The 15,768-nt window shown below is 60.1% G+C and carries 16 protein-coding genes; 6 read left to right on the top strand and 10 right to left on the bottom strand.

Going from position 1 to position 15,768, the window contains the following annotated elements; genetic code table 11:
* Window positions 1-40: 40 nt before the first annotated feature.
* The 5 genes from BMZ66_RS09920 to BMZ66_RS09940 all read right to left on the bottom strand — a co-directional run bounded on the left by BMZ66_RS09920 (window position 41) and on the right by BMZ66_RS09940 (window position 6,798).
* Window positions 41-1,675, bottom strand: a complete 1,635-nt coding sequence (locus BMZ66_RS09920; protein WP_092671865.1) for an MFS transporter — start codon at window positions 1,673-1,675, stop codon at window positions 41-43.
* A gap of 96 nt (window positions 1,676-1,771) precedes the next feature.
* Entirely contained in the window at window positions 1,772-3,592 is a 1,821-nt protein-coding gene (locus BMZ66_RS09925; RefSeq protein WP_092671868.1) for an alpha-amylase family protein, read from the bottom strand.
* Window positions 3,593-3,699: 107 nt separating this feature from the next.
* On the bottom strand, window positions 3,700-4,407 hold the full coding sequence (locus BMZ66_RS09930) for an SDR family oxidoreductase (protein WP_092671871.1): 708 nt from the start codon (window positions 4,405-4,407) through the stop codon (window positions 3,700-3,702).
* A gap of 35 nt (window positions 4,408-4,442) precedes the next feature.
* On the bottom strand, window positions 4,443-4,844 hold the full coding sequence (locus BMZ66_RS09935) for a GxxExxY protein (RefSeq protein ID WP_092671874.1): 402 nt from the start codon (window positions 4,842-4,844) through the stop codon (window positions 4,443-4,445).
* 49 nt (window positions 4,845-4,893) lie between these two features.
* On the bottom strand, window positions 4,894-6,798 hold the full coding sequence (locus BMZ66_RS09940) for a glycoside hydrolase family 13 protein (protein WP_092671877.1): 1,905 nt from the start codon (window positions 6,796-6,798) through the stop codon (window positions 4,894-4,896).
* A gap of 257 nt (window positions 6,799-7,055) precedes the next feature.
* Between BMZ66_RS09940 and BMZ66_RS09945 the strand changes: the two genes are divergently transcribed.
* The 4 genes from BMZ66_RS09945 (at window position 7,056) to BMZ66_RS09960 (ending at window position 10,607) form a co-directional block, all read left to right on the top strand.
* Complete coding sequence (locus BMZ66_RS09945; protein WP_092671880.1) at window positions 7,056-7,508, top strand: PA2169 family four-helix-bundle protein; 453 nt, start codon at window positions 7,056-7,058, stop codon at window positions 7,506-7,508.
* A 174-nt stretch (window positions 7,509-7,682) separates the two neighbouring features.
* Complete coding sequence (gene glgP / locus BMZ66_RS09950; protein ID WP_092671883.1) at window positions 7,683-9,332, top strand: alpha-glucan family phosphorylase; 1,650 nt, start codon at window positions 7,683-7,685, stop codon at window positions 9,330-9,332.
* A 186-nt stretch (window positions 9,333-9,518) separates the two neighbouring features.
* On the top strand, window positions 9,519-10,181 hold the full coding sequence (locus tag BMZ66_RS09955; protein WP_092671886.1) for an SOS response-associated peptidase: 663 nt from the start codon (window positions 9,519-9,521) through the stop codon (window positions 10,179-10,181).
* Between the two features lie 51 nt (window positions 10,182-10,232).
* A complete protein-coding gene (locus BMZ66_RS09960) occupies window positions 10,233-10,607 on the top strand; it encodes a hypothetical protein (RefSeq protein WP_092671889.1) in 375 nt (124 codons plus the stop codon).
* Window positions 10,608-10,654: 47 nt separating this feature from the next.
* On the opposite strand, the gene BMZ66_RS09965 is transcribed toward BMZ66_RS09960, so the two are convergent.
* The 3 genes from BMZ66_RS09965 to BMZ66_RS09980 form a co-directional block, all read right to left on the bottom strand.
* Window positions 10,655-10,849: a hypothetical protein gene (locus BMZ66_RS09965; protein ID WP_092671892.1), complete on the bottom strand. Its 195-nt coding sequence runs from the start codon at window positions 10,847-10,849 to the stop codon at window positions 10,655-10,657.
* Between the two features lie 45 nt (window positions 10,850-10,894).
* Window positions 10,895-11,308 (bottom strand): septal ring lytic transglycosylase RlpA family protein, encoded by a 414-nt coding sequence (locus tag BMZ66_RS09970; protein WP_092671895.1) that lies wholly within the window; start codon window positions 11,306-11,308, stop codon window positions 10,895-10,897.
* A gap of 237 nt (window positions 11,309-11,545) precedes the next feature.
* Window positions 11,546-12,433, bottom strand: coding sequence for a glycoside hydrolase family 25 protein (locus BMZ66_RS09980; protein WP_092671901.1), 888 nt, complete (start codon window positions 12,431-12,433; stop codon window positions 11,546-11,548).
* A gap of 98 nt (window positions 12,434-12,531) precedes the next feature.
* Between BMZ66_RS09980 and BMZ66_RS09985 the strand changes: the two genes are divergently transcribed.
* Together BMZ66_RS09985 and BMZ66_RS09990 are read left to right on the top strand one after the other, a co-directional pair.
* Window positions 12,532-12,807: a VF530 family protein gene (locus tag BMZ66_RS09985; RefSeq protein ID WP_092671904.1), complete on the top strand. Its 276-nt coding sequence runs from the start codon at window positions 12,532-12,534 to the stop codon at window positions 12,805-12,807.
* Between the two features lie 7 nt (window positions 12,808-12,814).
* Window positions 12,815-13,138 carry a hypothetical protein gene (locus BMZ66_RS09990; protein WP_092671907.1) on the top strand — a complete coding sequence of 108 codons (324 nt, stop codon included), beginning with the start codon at window positions 12,815-12,817 and terminating at the stop codon, window positions 13,136-13,138.
* Between the two features lie 154 nt (window positions 13,139-13,292).
* On the opposite strand, the gene BMZ66_RS09995 is transcribed toward BMZ66_RS09990, so the two are convergent.
* The gene (locus tag BMZ66_RS09995; protein WP_092671910.1) at window positions 13,293-13,676 is read right to left on the bottom strand and encodes an Hsp20/alpha crystallin family protein; all 384 of its coding nucleotides are present in this window, start codon (window positions 13,674-13,676) and stop codon (window positions 13,293-13,295) included.
* A 197-nt stretch (window positions 13,677-13,873) separates the two neighbouring features.
* The gene (locus BMZ66_RS10000) at window positions 13,874-15,760 is read right to left on the bottom strand and encodes a BamA/TamA family outer membrane protein (protein WP_092671913.1); all 1,887 of its coding nucleotides are present in this window, start codon (window positions 15,758-15,760) and stop codon (window positions 13,874-13,876) included.
* Window positions 15,761-15,768 lie beyond the last annotated feature (8 nt).

A 15,768-nucleotide genomic window follows, 5' to 3' on the forward strand; every position in this document is an offset into this window, starting at 1 on the left:
GGGGTGAAGCGTTAGAAATACGGAGAGCGGGGCCGCAGAATTATACTTCGGGGCTAGGGTTTATTACAGTTGGGGTGTCGTAGCCAGGGCTCAGAGCGGGCTGCACGGCTTGCCGCTGTGTGTCGTCGGTGTCTTTTACCCACAGCGTCAGCAGGCCGGCCAGCACCATGGAGGCGCCGCCCAGCGCAATTGTGTGCAGGGTGTTGCCTTGGAAGAAGTGCATGGTGCAGTAGCCCAAAATGGTGGCCGCCACAATTTGTGGAATGACAATGAAGAAGTTGAAAACGCCCATGTAGTAGCCCATCTTATTCGACGGCAACGACCCCGCCAGGATGGCATAAGGCATCGAAAGAATGCTGGCCCAGGCAATGCCGACCATAGCCATGGATACCACAATCAGGGTTGGGTTGGAGATGAGCTGCAGGGAAAGCAGGCCCAGGCCGCCAATCAGCAGGCAAAGCATGTGGGTGATGCGGCGGCTGGTGCGGGCCGCAATCAGTGGAATGATGAAGGCAAACAAAGCGGCCACGCCATTGCGCACCGACGACGCCAGGCTGAGCCAATCGGCGCCGTCGTTGTACTGCTGCTGCACACGTTGCAGGGTGGCCGTCTCGGTCGGCGTGGGGTTGCCGTTGGTGAGGTAGTAGTTGGCTAGGTTAACCGTGAGAATCTTATTCGGATTATCCGCCTGAAATTCTTTGATTTCTTTGGTGTCCTGCTGCAACGACTTGAGCTCTTTTATCGCTTTTTCGGAGCCGGGCTGTTGGGCGCGTGCGTCGATTAAGGTGCTCATTTTGGTGAAGAAGGCATCATCGACCTTCATGTTGTAGATGTTGCTGGTGACGGCGTTGGTGGAGTAAATCCACATCGAAAACAAGGCGAACCAGGTGAAGAACTGCACCAGCGCCAACTGCCGCATAGCAGTAGGCATTTGGAAGATGCCCATAAACGACTCCTTTAAGCCATCCCAAATGCCTATTTGAGCATTCTCCCGGCGAAATTCTTCCATGTCCTCGGGTGGCGTTTCACTGCTTGTGAACACCGTGTACATCACGGCCAACAGGAAAGCCCCGGCGCCGAGGTAAAACGACCATTTCACCGAGGGCGGGATTTCGCCGCTGGGCGCTGTATTACTGAAATTCAGTACGTTGGTAAACACCCACGGCAGCAAGGCAGCAATGACGGAGCCCACGCCGATAAAGAAGCTTTGCATGGCGAAGCCGGCCGTGCGCTGTTCGCTGGGCAGCTTGTCGCCCACGAAGGCCCGGAAGGGCTCCATGCTGATGTTGATGCTGGCATCCAGAATCCAAAGCATGCCGCCGGCCATCCACAAGGCCGACGAGTTAGGCATCAATATCAGGGCAATGGTAGCCAGCACGGCCCCAATAAAGAAAAACGGCCGGCGCCGGCCCCAATACGGATGCCAGGTACGGTCGGAGAAGTAGCCGATGATGGGCTGCACCACAAGGCCGGTGAGGGGGGCCGCAATCCAGAGAATGGGAATGTCGTCCTTGTTCGCTCCCAGGGTTTCGAAAATGCGGCTGACGTTTGAGTTCTGCAGCTCAAAGCCGAATTGTATGCCCAAAAAGCCGAAGCTCATGTTCCAGATTTGCCAGAAGCTCAGGCGGGGTTTTTCGCGGGTATCAACCGAGGAAGTGGCGGTGGGAGCAGCCATGGGGAAGAAGGAAGAAAGTGATGGCCGCCCGGCCCTCCGGTGGTGGGGGCGGGGCCGCCATCAAACATACTAATTAGGAGGCGTACTACGGCGCCCTTACTGGGGTTTCAGCTCGAATACGTGGGCCGAGAGCGGGGCCAGCGTAAGCTTAAGAGTCTTGAGCGGCTCCTCAGGAGCGAGCAAGTCGGTGTAGGTATAGAACCGCTTGCTGTCCAGGCCCATGGCCGTCATGGCTTCGGCGGGAATGGTAATGGTGGGCCGGTAGGTTTTGTCGGCGCTGAAGTTGACCACCACCAGCACCTGCTGCTTGTCGGTGTAGCGCAGGTAGGCGTAGAGGTGGCGCTGGTTGTACTCCTTGCCCAGGTTGTTGGCGTCCTGCAATTCGTAGAAACGGCCTTTGCGGATGGCTTCGCTGGCGCTGGTCACGTTCAGCAAGCGGCGGTAGAAATCGCGCAGGCTCTTTTGCTCCGGGCTGAGCTTAGCACCGTCGAACTTGCCTTGGTTTAGCCACTTCTGGTGTTCGGGTACGCCCCAGTAATCGAAAATGGTGGTGCGGCCGTCTTCGCCGCTGAAGCCTTCGGAGCCGTGGGCCGGCTCGCCCACGTCCTGCCCAAAGTAGAGCATCACCGGGCCCGAGGCCAGCGTGGCGGTCACGGTCATGGCCGGAATGGCGCGACGCGGGTCGGTGGCGAAGTCCTTGGATGTGATGCGCTGCTCGTCGTGGTTTTCCAGAAAGCGCAGCATGCGCGACGAGAAGCCGTTGCTTTCTTCCTTCCACACCCGGGTGATGTCCTCGGTGTTGCCCTCCTGGCGCATGAGGCGGCGCAGGCCGTCGTAGAGGCCCACTTTGTCGTAGAGGAAGTCGAATTTGCCTTGGTCCAGGTAGGTTTTATACACCTTGGGGTCGTAGGCTTCGGCAATGAAGACGATGTTGGGGTTCACCTTCTTGACTTCCGGAATGACGTAGGCCCAGAACTCGACGGGCACCATTTCGGCCATGTCGCAACGGAAGCCGTCCACGTTTTTGCCGGCCCAGAACACGAGGATGTCGCGCATCTTCTTCCAGGTGTCGGGCACGGGCGCGAAGTAGGGCTTGCGGCCCTGCTGGTAGTCCACGCCGTAGTTGAGCTTGATGGTTTCAAACCAGTCGTTAATGCTCGGGGCTTCTGAGAAAACGTCGTTTCCGGTGGCTTTGGCGGGGGTTTCGGTGTATTTTTTATCTTCGGCCGGCCCTTTCAGCGGGCCGAGGGGGTTGTAGTCGGCGGGAACAACGAAGCTTTTGCCGGGCAGGTAGTAAAAGTTGTTGTTCGGGGCGAATGCCTTCGTTTTGTCATCGGTTGCGCCGAGGTCCACCACGCCCTGGGGCTTGGCGTCGGAGCGGTACGAGCGTGCCACGTGGTTCGGGATGAAGTCCATGAGCACTTTCAGGCCGTGGCCGTGGGTGCGTTTGATGAGGGCCTCGTACTCGGGCATGCGGTTTTTCACCACCACGGCCAAGTCGGGGGCCACGTCGTAGTAGTCCTTGATGGCGTAGGGCGAACCGGCGCGGCCTTTTACCACGTCGGCGTCGTCGGCCGGGATGCCCTGGGCGCTGTAGTCCGTCATGGTGGCGTGCTCAAGCACGCCGGTGTACCACACGTGCGACACGCCCATCTTCTTGATTTCGGCCAGGGCCTGGTCGGTGATGTCGTTGAACTTGCCGCAGCCATTTTCCGCAATGGTGCCGTAGGGCTTGTTCAGGGCTACTTTATTGCCAAAAAGCCGGGGCAGCAGCTGGTAGATAATCAGCTTGTTGTCCTGGGGAATTTCCGCGGTGGTGTTGGGGTCGTTGGTGGTGCGTAGGTCGTCCAAAGGAGGGGAGGGCAAAGAGAAGGCAGCTAAGGTGAGGAGGCCGCCGGCCAGCAACAGTTTTTTCATGGTGGGGCAAGATAGGAGTTATCAGTTAAGAGTTGAGAGCTATGAGTTAAGAGAGAGTGATGGCCGGCAAATGGCTCACCCTTAACTCATAACTAAAAACTGAGAACCTACCACTCTTGCGTGAGGGGGTGCAACATTAGCTCGTCTATTACTACGTGGGGCGGCGCTTCGAGCACGTAGCGCACGGCGTGGGCAATGTCGGTGGGGCGGAGGTGAGTTTTCTCGGCTTCAGCGCTGCCCGGAGTGGTGTCATTAAAGTAAGTGTCGACCAGGCCGGGGTAGATACTGCTCACCTTGATGCCGTAGGGGCGAACTTCCTTGCGCACGCTGGCCAGCATGGCGTCCTGGGCGTATTTGCTGGCGCCGTAGGCCGAGCCGTGGGCGAAGGTGCGCCGGGCCACATCAGAAGCAATGCCGACGATGTGGCCTTTTTTCTGGGCCTTAAAATGAGGGATGGCGGCCTTGCACAGCAGGAAGGTGCCCTTCACGTTGGTGTCGAATATGCGGTCCCACTCGCTGCTGGTGAAGTTTTCCAGCTCGTTGAAGGAGCCCACGCCCGCGTTACAAATGAGGATATCGAGCCGGCCGTAGTGCAGCAGCGTGCCTTCGATAACCTGCTCCGCGTCGGACTCCATGGTGACGTCGGCCACCATGCTCAAGCCCTTGGTTTTGTGGGTGAGCTCGGCCAGCTCGTCTTCGTTGCGGGCCACGGCCACCACTTTGGCGCCTTGCAGGGCCAGCACGATGGCAATGGCTTTGCCGATGCCGCGGCTGGCGCCGGTGACGATGGCAACTTGGTCGGTGAGGTCGGTCATGGGTTTATGGGTTTCTCGCTGAGGTTCGCAGAGGTTTACGCAGAGGTCCGCGGAGGTTCTTCCAAACCGTTTACGATGCGCAGGATTCCTTCTTTAACGTGCACCACGTTGAAATTGATAAGCAAGCCGAGCTTACACTTTGATAATTTGAGGTACGTGAGCAGTTGTTTTTTGTGCACGTCAAGAAGGTTGTCCACCGACTTAAGCTCAACAATAACTTTTCCGTTTACCAGCATGTCGATGCGGTAGCCGATATCAAGTTTCTGCCCAGCATAAGTCATTGGCAGACCCACTTGTGTTCGCACCTCAAAACCCGCCTGCCGCAGCTCGTAGAGCATGGCCGCCTCGTATGCAGACTCCAACAGTCCGGGACCCAGCGCAGTATGCACTGCAAAGGCGGCTTTCCGAACATTAAAAGAAATATCATTCTCACCCATAAACTCAGCGAACCTCTGCGCAAACCTCTGCGAACCTCAGCGAGAAATACTATTTCCGCAACTCCACCACCCAAGCCGTACGCCCCGGAATTTTCAGCGTCTTCAAATCCGAAATAACTGCCTCGCTAGTCACCTCCTGCCCCGACGAAAAGCCATCCAGCCGCTCAGCAAAGCGAGCCGTATCCACGGTCTTCTCGTCCTTGTTAGAGTTCATCATCACCATCACCGCTCCTTCATCAGAATACCGGAAGTAGGTGTACACACCCGCATCGGGGATGAACTGCATGAGCTTGCCGCTGTGCAGCACCGGGTGCGTGCGCCGGTAATTAGCCAGCGTGCTCACGTAGCGAAAGGCCTCCTGCTCCTGGGCGTTGCGGCCCGCGGCCACGAACAGGTTCTTCTTGTCGCCGGGCCAGCCGCCGGGGAAGTCTTCGCGCACCTTGCCATCGGGGTCGGTGAAATTTTTCATCAGTACCTCGGTGCCGTAGTACAGCTGCGGAATGCCGCGGGAGGTCAGCAGCCAGGCCAGGCCCATCTTATACTTCTGGAAATCCTCGCCAACTACAGAATAAAAGCGGCTCAGGTCGTGGTTGTCCAGAAACAGCACGTTGCGCATGGGGTCTTGATACATCCAGTCGGCCTGAAGCGTGTAGTAAAGCTTGCTGATGCCCTCGGTCCAGCCCGCGTCTTTGGTCAGGGTTTCGTTGATGGCGTAGTACATCTGGAAGTCCGTCACGCCGGGCAGGTTGGATTTGAAGCCCTGCGTTTCCGGGAAAATGTTCTGCGCGAAGTAGGCCTGCTGCGCCGTGCCCTGCACCCAGGTTTCGCCAAACATCCCAATTTTGGGGTACTCCTCCAAAATGGCGGCGCCCCACTGCATCAGAAAATTGCGGTCGGAATAAGAATAGGTGTCGATGCGATAGCCATCAAGCCCCGTGTTCTCGACCCACCAGAGGAAGTTCTGGATGAGGTAAGTAGCCACCAGCGGGTTAGTCTGGTTGAGGTCGGGCATGTGGGTGTCAAACCAGCCTTCGCCAAACTGCTTCCGGTCGTAGCCCGACGCATAGGGGTCATTGAAGGCCGCGTCGCGGAAGTTGCTCCGCGTGAAGCTGGGCCACTGATGAAACCAGTCCTTAGCCGGTTGGTCGCGAAACAGGTAACTGCCCGAGCCCATGTGGTTGAGCACCACGTCGTGAATCACCTTCAGGCCCTTGGCGTGGGCTTTTTTTACGAAGCCCACGTACTCGGCATTGGTGCCGTAGCGCGGGTCCACGGTGTAGTAGTCGGTGAGGGCGTAGCCGTGGTAGCTGGCTTTGGGCTGGTCGTTTTCCACCACCGGCGTGGGCCAGATGGCCGTTACGCCCAGCTCCTTTAAGTAGTCAAAGTGGTTTTCGATGCCTTTCAGGTCACCGCCGTGGCGGGCATACATCGAGTCGCGGGCCACGCGGTTTACGCGAGTGCCCTTCACCACGTCGTTTTTGGGGTTGCCGTTGGCGAAACGGTCCGGCATGAGCAGGTACACAAAATCGGCGCTGGTCACGCCTTGCGTGCGGTTGGGGTCGGTGTTGCGGGCGCGCAGCTCGTACTCGTATTTCACCTTTTTGGCGCCGGCAAACTGCAGCGCCACCTTGCCAGGTTTCGCGTCCGGCCCGATGGTCAGGTTCACCAGCAGGTAGTTGGGGCTTTCCATCTTCTGCACGCCGTCGAGGGTCACCCCGGCGTAATTCAGCGTGACGATACTGTTCCCGATGCCGGGTCCGTGCACCAGCAGCTGCAGCTTGGGGTTCTTCATTCCCACCCACCAAAAAGTGGGATCGATGCGGGTGATGGCCGCGGGCTTGGCATCGGGCGCGGCAGCCGGACTGGCTAGGGAGGCCACTGGAGCAGCAATGGTGGCCGCAGGGGCCAGGAGCAGGGCCCCGGCAAGCAAGGGCAGGAAGCGGGTGGTTTTCATGAAAAAAGGTGGGACGCGTAGAATAAAGCCGGCAAGGTAGCCTCAGCAAGGAAGGTGGGCAACCAATGGCCCCGCAGGCCCAGCCCGCACGCCGCGAACCAAGCACGGCATAGCCCCAGAGGTACTTGGCTAACAAATATTCGGTTAGCGTCAACCTCATCAGCTCAGCTGCCGTTAGGAAACGGAATGTCTGGCGCCGAAAAAGGCGTGCTTTCACAGAAACCAATTCATGCTTAAGGCCTTCCCGGCACTCTCCCATGGCTGATAACTCCAAACTTGTCGACACGCTCAACGAGCTTGCTCTTTTCGTAAACGACCGCATTGAGGGCTACAAAACCGCGGCCGACGAAACCAAGGACCCCGAAAACAAAGCCTACTACCAAGAGCTGGTGCAGCAAAGCGAACAATTTGCCAACGAGGTGAACGGCTTTGCCCGCGCCGCGGGAGGCGATGCCGAAAGCAGCACCACACTCAAAGGCAAGTTTTACCGCGGCTTCATGGACGCCAAGGCCATCGTGACCGGTCGCAACGAGAAAAGCATCCTCGACTCTAACATCTACGGCGAGGAATGGGCCATTAAAGCTTACACGGAAGCCCTGGCCGATTCGGACCTCACCGGCCCCGCCCGGCAAGCCGTGGAGCGGCAGCACAAAGCCTCTCAGCAAACGTTGCGTAAGCTGCAGCAGCTCAAAGGCCTGGAAGAGGTATAGGGCCCCATCGATGCCTACAGGCGGCTAAGCTCACGGGAGATATCTGACTTTTGCATTGTTTGCAAAATGCTTCAGACCTTGCGCCCGCAACGAGCTACAGCCCAGGTTTGGCATACCACATTTTAACCAGCATTTCCCTTTAGTCGCAGGCAACAGCCTGCGCAACAAATTATTATGGCCTTTACTTTTAAACCATACACCCCAGCTGCCAAGTACAAGACGGCCGCGGCGTATTTCTCGATGGAGTTCGCCGTCGACCAAGCCCTCAAAACCTACTCCGGTGGGCTGGGCTTTCTGGCGGGCTCGCACATGCGCTCCGGCTACGAGCTGAAGCAGAACTTGGTCGGCATCAGCATCCTGTGGAGCTTCGGCTACTACGACCAAGGCCGCGCCGCAGACCAGACCATGCAGGCCGACTTCCGCCAGAAGCACTACTCGTTTCTGGAAGACACCGGGCTGCTGTTCCCCATCACAATTCACGGCGCCGATGTGTTTGTGAAGGTGCTGTATTTGGCCCCGGAGGTGTTCGGCACGGTGCCGATGTTCTTCCTCACCACCGACATCGCCGAGAATGACTACATCTCGCGCACCATCTCGCACCACCTCTACGACCCGGACGCCGCAGCCCGCGTGGCCCAAAGCATCCTGCTGGGCGTGGGCGGCGGCAAAATGCTCGACCTGCTCGGCCGCAAAACCGACGTGTACCACCTCAACGAAGGCCACGGCCTGCCGCTGGCGTTTTACCTCTACGAGAAGCACGGCCGCGACCTGGCCGAGGTGCAGAAGCGCCTGGTATTCACCACTCACACTCCCGAGCTGGCCGGCAACGAGGAGCGCCCCATGAAGCTGCTCACCGACATGAGCTTCTTCGGCGAAGTGCCCGAGGAGGAAATACGCCGCGTGGCCCGCATCGAAAACGACGCCCTCAACTACACCCTCACCGCCCTGCGCTTTGCCCGCAAAGCCAACGCCGTGAGCAAGGTGCACGGCCTCGTGAGCCTGGAAATGTGGGGCCATTACGACGGCATCTGCCCCATCATCCCCATCACCAACAGCCAGAACGGCTCCTACTGGCGCGACCCGCAGCTGGCCGCCGCCCTCAAAACCAAGAACGACGACGCCCTGCTGGCCCGCAAGCAGGAACTGAAGCGAGACCTCTTCAAGATAGTGGCCGACCAGACCGGCAACATCTTCGACCCCGAGGTGCTGACCATTGTGTGGGCCCGCCGCTTTGCCGGCTACAAGCGCGCTGACCTCATTCTGCGCCATTTCGACCGCTTTGTGGCGCTGGCCACCAACACCGCGCGCCCCATCCAGATAATTTGGGCCGGTAAGCCTTACCCCAAGGACTTTGGCGCGGTGGACCTGTTCAATGAAATAATCAAGCGCACGGCTCACCTGAAAAACTGCGCCGTGCTCACCGGCTACGAGCTGGGCCTTTCGGCGGCCTTGAAAAAGGGCTCCGACATCTGGCTGAACACGCCCCGCTTCCCCCGCGAGGCCAGCGGCACCAGCGGCATGACCGCCGCCATGAATGCCAGCGTAAACCTCAGCATCGCCGACGGTTGGATTCCCGAATTCACCCGCGACGGCGAAAACGGCTTCCTCATCACGCACTCCGACGAGCATCTGCCCGAAGAAGTGAAGGACGACCAGGAAGCCACCGACTTGCTCGACGTGCTCGAAAACAAGGTGGTACCCATGTACTACGACCAGCCCAAAGACTTCCTGAAAGTGGTGAAAACCGCAATGAAGGACGTAGAGCCCGCGTTTGAGTCGGGCCGCATGGCCCGGGAGTACTACGAGCTGCTATATAAAGCCTAACGCAAGGGCAGTTAGTGGGAGGAGGCAGCCAGAGATTTGCCAACTGTCCTTCTGAACGCAGTGAAGGACCTTATCACGTTCTAACGATTGTCGTATAAACGACTCGTTAAAGCGTGATAAGGTCCTTCACTGCGTTCAGGATGACACGCTTTTTTTATTAATCCATTCCTCTGCCATTTCAACACCATGTGTGGTCGTTATACCTTCATCGCCCCTGCCCCCACCGCTGAGCAGCGCTTCGACGCCAAGTTCACGGAGCCCGCGCCGGCCAACTACAACGCCGCGCCCTCGCAGCGCCTGCCCATCATCACCAACACAGCTCCCGGCCAGATTCAGCTGCTGAACTGGGGCCTCGTGCCCAGCTGGAGCCGCGACCCGGCCAAGGGTCCCAAGCCCATCAACGCCCGGGCCGAGACGCTGGCCGAAAAGCCCTCGTTTCGGCAGCTGCTGGGGCGCAAGCGCTGCCTGGTGCTAGCCGACAGCTTCTACGAGTGGCAGGCCACGGCCGAGGGCAAGGTGCCGCACCGCATTCTGCTGCGCGACGAGCAGCCCTTCGCCTTCGCCGGCCTTTGGGATGAGTGGCTCGACCGCAACACTGGCGAGCTGCAGCCCACCTTCACCATCATCACCACCGAGCCCAATGCGCTGATGGCCAACATTCACAACCGCATGCCCGTCATTCTGCCCACCCGCAGCGCCGAGCAAGCCTGGCTCGACGATGGCCTGGGCCTGGCGGCGCATCAGCAGCTGCTCGTGCCCTACGATGCCGCGGCCATGCGGGAGTACGTAGTAAGCAAGCGCGTGAACTCGCCGGCCAACAACGACGCCGAAGTACTGGCGGCGGCGTAAAGTCCATTCCCTTAACCGAGGAATCGCCGCCGCTCGTGTTACTTTGCCCGCATGAATTGGCGTAACCCCTGGCTCTTGCTGCTTCTTATTCTGGTGCTCTCCGCGGCCGTGCAACTGGACTTGCCGTGGTGGAGCCTAGCTGTGGTGGCTTTTGCCGTGGGGTTCATCATGGCCCCATCGGGCCCAGCCGCTTTCGGCGCCGGCTTTGGTGGGGCCGGGCTAAGCTGGCTGCTACCCGCCGCGTGGCTATCATCGCAGAACAGCGGCTTGCTGGCGCACCGCGTGGCGCAGCTGTTGCCGCTGGGCGGCTCGCCAGTGGCACTGGTGGTGCTGGCCGGTGTGGTAGCCGGGCTGGTGGGCGGGCTGGCCGCGCTATCGGGCACGTGGCTGCGCCAGGCGGTGCGCCCAACGCCGCAAGTGCGTTAGCGCGCTGCTAAGTGCTGGGGTAGGGGCGAGCCTGCGGGTGCTGAGAACTATTTGTAGGTGTACCAGGCCAGGACTTCCAGGCCGGCGGCATTGTCCTCGGCTTCTACCACTTCATCCATCACGTACTGGATTTCGGCATCTGACCAGTCTTCGTCTTCAGCGGCCCGCACCCAGAGGTCGAGGGCGGCGTAGCGGTTCGTATCCGGAGGCAAATTCCAGCGTACCTTCTTGCGGATATTCATCTGATTGAGGCGGTTGTAAAGTCGTTGTTGAATACGTTATCAGGCTTAGCGCGCCGAAGCAGCCTTGATAACCTTGAGCTGAACCGGGACCACGCCGGCATCTACTAGGTCGAGCTTGCGGGCCGCTTTGCGCGATACGTCCACGATGCGGCCCTTTACGTGTGGGCCCCGGTCGTTGACGGTCACCTTCACTGATTTGCCGTTGCGCACATTCGTTACCTTGATGCGGGTGCCAAAGGGCAGGGTGTTGTGAGCTGCCGTCATCTTCCCGGGCCGATAAGGCACGCCGCTGGTGGTTTTTCGGCCGGCAAATTTATCGGCGTAGTACGAGCCCTGGCCGGTTTGGGTGAAGGCATTTCGGCTGCCGCAGGCCGAAAGCAGAGTTGCGGCCACAACAATCCAAAGCAGGGTGGCAATCGGAGCGCGGCGCAGCGCAGTAGCGTGGTGGGTTAACTTCATTGGGTGTTGCTAATGGTCGGTAGCCGTTCGGTCACGTGCATTGCTTCAGCTTGCCTCGAACCTTTCGAAAACCTCGGAAAGCAGCTACAGTTTCGCTCTGCTACCTGATTTGCTTACGGCATCTGGCCAGCTGGACACTGGCAAGATGACAAAAAAAGACGAAAAGAAGGCCGGCAACGCCTCAGTCCCAACGGGCAAAGAACGCGCCATGTGGCCCGCGCAACAGATTTCGATGGCTTAGCGGGCGGCCCGCTTCGGCTTGGGAGTCGGCGCTTTCGGGACCGCCGGCGCTGGCTTTGGAAACGGCACCCGCATGGCCTGCAGCGACTCAAAGCTGCCCTGATACACGTTGAAATCGACCACGCCGCGGATGCCTGGCACGTACGCCTCGTCGGAGTGCTGCCAGATTATCCACTTGTCGGCGGGCATGGCGGGGCGCTGTACTTCGTAGTGGGCCAGCCAAAGCGGGTAGTGGTCGAAATGGCCCGCGAGGTGGCGCTTATAGAAGCTGTGGTTGGAATAGAGAATGGGCCGCACGCCGTAGTGGGCCTCGATGAGGCGGAGCCAGCGAGCCACCTCGCGGCGCAGCACGGCCACGTCGTGAAAATTGGCCGCTTCTACGTCGAGCACCGGCGGCAGGTCGCCGGGCGCAATGGGCACGGTGCGTGCAAACAGGTCGGCCTGCAGTTTCCCGTCGCGTTTGGGTTGAAAGTAGTGGTAGGCACCGCAGAGAACCCCGGCCGCGCGGGCCTCGCGCCAGTTGCGTTGGAAGCGCGGGTCCTGCATGGTGCCGCCTTCGGTGGCCTTGATGAAGGCAAAGCGCACCCCGTGCCGGGCCACTTCGGGCCAGTCGATGCGGCCCTGGTACGACGACACGTCGATGCCGTGCACTGAGTAGCCGGCCAGCAGCGGCGTCTTCTCACGTCCCGTCAGGCCGTTTTTGGTGAACGTGGCCCAGGTTCGGCGGGCGTAGCGGTTTAGCTGCACGCGGTGACGCAGGTAGTAGGCCACGCCCAGGGCCAGCCCCAGCAGCAGCAGCGCCAACGCCCCGCGCCGCCACAGCCGCCGCCGGGCAGAGCGAGGGGCCGATTTGGCTTTGCGGTTGATGGGCGGAGATGCAGGCATAGGCGGAACGACCCAAAAATAACGCCCCGTGGCCGGCCATCGTGCGCGGGGCCCCGGCTTTTCACGAACTTTACGCTTCTCAGCTGCCTTCTTCGCCTATGTCTTTCCTCCGCGCCGCCGATGCCCGCGACGAATCCGGCCACCTCATTCGTGAGTTGCACGGCGTCACGCTCGCCCAGATTCTCGAATACCTTGTGACCGCCTACGGCTGGCCCGAGCTCGACGCCCGCCTGCGCATGAACTGCTTCGCCGAAAACCCCAGCATCAAGTCCAGCCTGAGCTTTCTGCGCCGCACGCCCTGGGCCCGCACCAAGGTGGAGGAGCTTTACATCAAGGCCCGCACGGCAGAGGTGCAGGGCCGCCCCCGCCCGTAGCAAGCAAATGGCGGACGTATCCGAAAAATCTTCAACACCAGCGCTGCTGGCGGGCTTTCTACTGTTTGTCGGCTTCGAAGTGGTGGCCTTCTACGGCCTGCAGTACCTGACTTCGGGGCTGGGCGAAAGCAACCAGTACCAGGAAGAAAACACCATTGTCAGCAACTGGCTGAAGACGATGGTGTTCTTCGTGGCGCACCTCGTGCTGGTAATTGTCGCCATGCTGGTGCTCAGCAACCGAATGCCGCGCCGGTACCGCGGGCAGGTGATGGGGTGGTTTTACCTGGCGCTGGTGATGAGCTTCGTGCTGATTATTCCGCTGTTTGGGTAAAAAACAAAACCACCGCTGTGGGCGGTGGCTCAAGAGTGAAATCCAAAACTCGGTATGCGGCCGGTCGGTCCCGGCGTTATGTATGGACTGCGGTGCCGGTCGGTCCCGGCGTTATAAACGATAAAGCGATAACACTCGCCAGCAGGTAGCCGCCTTAGTTTTGGCGGATGTCGATTTCGCGCTGCTGGTCGCGGGGGTTTAGGAAGGGGATGCGCACGCGCAACTCGTTTTCTTCGTGAATGGCATCGATGCGGGCCAGGTCGAGGTTGGCAGGCAGGTCTAGCGTTTGCACGAAGAGGGGTGCAGCCAGCTCGTCATCGGGCTGGTGGCGGTACTCGCCAAACACGCTCAGACGTTGCTGGTTGAGCACCACGCGAAAGCTCTCGGCCGGCACGGTGGGCATGGCCACGCGCAGAATAATGCCTTTCGGACGCTGGTCGATTTGCAGCTGAGGCTGGGCTACGCCGCCGCCAATGGTGTTGAGCAAGTCAAGCTGCGGGGCGATGGAACGGATGAATTTTGGGCTGATAAGTTTCATAGCAAAGAGCCTGTTTTAGGTCGGCTTCATTGCTACTATGACAAATGATGTACCAATCTGAATTGAGGGCTACTGAGCCTGAATATCAGCCGTATTGTCGGATTTTTTATTAAACTTTTTCGGGTTTGCGCCACTGTGTCGGAAAGTAGCCCAGGAGCTTCCTAATCCGGACGAAATGACGTAACCCAGTCCGTTGCCTAGAACCGACTGGTCAGGCCAAAGTGGATTTTGGAGGTCCTCAGCTCAAAGCTTTGGTCACGGGAGCGGCCCACCGAATACACAAACTGGAACAAGCCCGCGGCCGTGCGAAAGCTCAGGCCCGCGCCTAGGCCGGTGGGCTGGTCGGTGTAGCGGTCGTTGGTGATGTCGTGCCGCAGATAAGCCTGGTCGGCAAACAAAAACACGTAAGAATCCTCGCCAATAAACTGCCGAAATTCGGCCGTGGCCAGGGCAAAGGAGCTGGTGTAAAACTGGTTTTCGTTGAAGCCGCGCAGGGAGTTCAGGCCACCCAGACGCAGCAGGTCGTTGGTGAACAGGCGCGGGTTCACCAAGCCCTCGCTACGCAGGCGCACCATGAGTACGCCCGCCCGCTTCACGGGGAAGTAGCGCTCGGCCCGCAGGCCAAAGGTGTACTGGGTGGAGCGCAGCGCCAACCCGTTGTAGAGCTCGGGCAGCAGCTGAGCATTGCGGCTGATGCTCTTGGTGCCCACAGCTGCCTGGGTGCTTACCAACAGGCCCCGATGCGGAAAGAACAAGTCGTCGAGGCTGTTGAAGGCGTAGCCCAGGCCATAGGAATTGTACTGCGAGTCCAGATTTTGCGGCAGCACGGTGGTGTCCCGCAAGGCATCGATGAAGGAGCCGCGCTGCTCGGCAAAAAAGCTGATGCGGCCAGCGCGGGCCGTCGGGTAAGTCACCTGCAGCCGGGGCTGAATGGTGGTGAAGTCGTTGGTTTGCTTGTAGAGGTTGAAGGTGCCGCCAACCTCCAGCGGCGAGCCAAAGACATTGGGATGCACGTATTGCGCATCGAGCAGCTGCGAGAGGGCATCGGTTTTGCGCCATTGCAGGCCCAACTGCTTGCCGCCGCCCTTGATGTTGCGCAGGTTGATGGTAACATCGCCGGTGAACTGCACGCCGGTTTTGTTCACATCAGCATTGGGCAGGACGCCCACAATGGCGTCGAACTGGTTCGAGGGCCGGTCGTCGAGCAGCAGGTAGACCCGCGCCTTGCCCCGGGCAAACCGCACCTCGGGCTCGGCCCGCAGGCGCAGGTAGGGGAGCTGGCGCAGCTGCTGGGCCGCGGCCGCCACGCGCTGCTGGCTGAAGGGCTGGTTGGGGAAAATCTGCAGGTACTTGGTCAGGAAGCGCTTCTTGGTTTTGGTGTTGCCCACAATTTCGAGCGAGTCGAACATCACCGCCTGCCCCCGCTTCAGCACCACGCGGCCCGCAATGCCCTGGTCGGTGAGCTGAATGGAATCGAGGCCCACGGTGGCAAAGGGAAAGCCCTGGTTTTCGGCTTCTACCAGCACCCGCTCCTGCAGCTTGGCCCAGTCGGCGGGCAGGAAGGGTGTTTGGCGAAACAGCTTCTCGCGGTAGCCGGCGCGGGTGAGCAGGCCATCGCCGAGGTTGCCATTGCGGAGGTAGGCCCAGCGAAACTGCTGCCCCACGTAGAGGCGCACGCGCACCGTGTCGCGGCTCCAGCGCATCTCATCGGCCGAAGCCGTGAGGTAGGCGTCGCCCTGCAGGGCCAGCACCAGCTCGCGCACTTCGCGCAGAGCCGCGAGGGAATCGGGCACGCTGGCCCGCACCCGGTAGCGGCGCAGGGCGGGGCGGTCGGCCGCTTCGGTTTCGAGCAGCAGCACGCGCGGGTGAGCCAATGCCAACGCCCGGCGCGGAGCCGCTACAGGCGCCAGAGGGACTGCTGACGGGGTTAGCGGGGGCACAGGGGGCAGGGGAGGGGCAGCCAAGCTGGGCTGGTTGGGCGCGATGGAGTCCAGCGAAGGGGTTTGGGCCTGCGCCGCGATGGGCACGGCCAGCCAGCCCAGCACCAGCAATCCCAAGCAGCACAGTAGAAACCGGGTATACATTCGGGGCA

The organism is Hymenobacter arizonensis (genome assembly GCF_900115775.1).
Lineage (GTDB): Bacteria > Bacteroidota > Bacteroidia > Cytophagales > Hymenobacteraceae > Hymenobacter > Hymenobacter arizonensis.